Below are 959 nucleotides of genomic sequence, written 5' to 3'. Positions count from 1 at the left end.
GCCGCCGACCGCTCCTCCGCGCGCGGCGCGCAGCGAGCCGCCGGCACCACCGGCCCCGCCGCCGAAGCCTGCTCCGGAAAAGACCAGCTTTGAGAATCTCGAAGACGAGATGGCCTCCCTGCTCGGCCGTCCGAAGCCGTCTTCGTGAGGCTGCCGGCCCTCCCGCGTAGAGTTCTTTTTCTTTCTGTCCTGTTCAGTGCGGCTTCGCTCGCAAGCCTCGCGCATGCGCAGGACATCAGCATCAATCTCGGCGGTCAGGGTGGCGGCGGCGTCACCGAGCGCGCGATCCAGCTCATCGCGCTGCTCACGGTGCTGTCGATCGCGCCGTCGATCCTGATCATGATGACGTCGTTCACGCGCATCGTGGTCGTGCTGTCGCTCCTGCGCACCGCGATGGGCACGGCGACCGCGCCGCCGAACTCGGTGATCATCGCGCTCGCGATGTTCCTCACCTTCTTCGTGATGGGGCCGGTGCTGCAAAAATCCTACGACGAAGGCATCCGCCCGCTCGTCGCCAACCAGATCGGCGTCGAGGATGCGCTCCAGCGCGCCTCGGTCCCGTTGCGCGGCTTCATGCAGAAGAACGTGCGCGAGAAGGACCTCAAGCTGTTCCTGGATCTCTCCGGCGAGCCGGCGCCGGCCACTCCCGACGAGCTCGCGCTCCGTATCCTCGTCCCCGCCTTCATGATCTCCGAGCTGAAGCGCGCCTTCGAGATCGGCTTTCTGCTGTTCCTGCCCTTCCTGATCATCGACCTCGTCGTCGCCTCCGTGCTGATGTCGATGGGCATGATGATGCTGCCGCCGGCAACCATATCGCTGCCGTTCAAGCTGATCTTCTTCGTTCTCGTCGACGGCTGGTCGCTGGTGGCGGGAAGCCTTGTGCAGAGCTACGGGGGATGAGGCGGACGTGGGTGATGCCAGCGACGCATCCCCACCGCCCCCAATGATAGCCTCCGGCC

1 protein-coding gene and 1 pseudogene are annotated in these 959 nt (G+C 65.7%); both read left to right on the top strand.

Going from position 1 to position 959, the window contains the following annotated elements; translation table 11 throughout:
- A pseudogene (locus tag AC1D00_RS42895) lies at window positions 1–148 on the top strand (flagellar biosynthetic protein FliO); the annotation flags it as partial.
- On the top strand, window positions 145–900 hold the full coding sequence (gene fliP / locus AC1D00_RS42890; RefSeq protein ID WP_027548524.1) for a flagellar type III secretion system pore protein FliP: 756 nt from the start codon (window positions 145–147) through the stop codon (window positions 898–900). The pseudogene AC1D00_RS42895 and the gene fliP, both read left to right, overlap by 4 nt.
- Window positions 901–959 lie beyond the last annotated feature (59 nt).

The sequence above is a fragment of the Bradyrhizobium sp. P2_E8 genome (assembly GCF_056403875.1).
The sequence above is the reverse complement of the archived record's forward strand: the minus strand, read 5'-3'. Positions and strand labels throughout refer to the sequence as shown.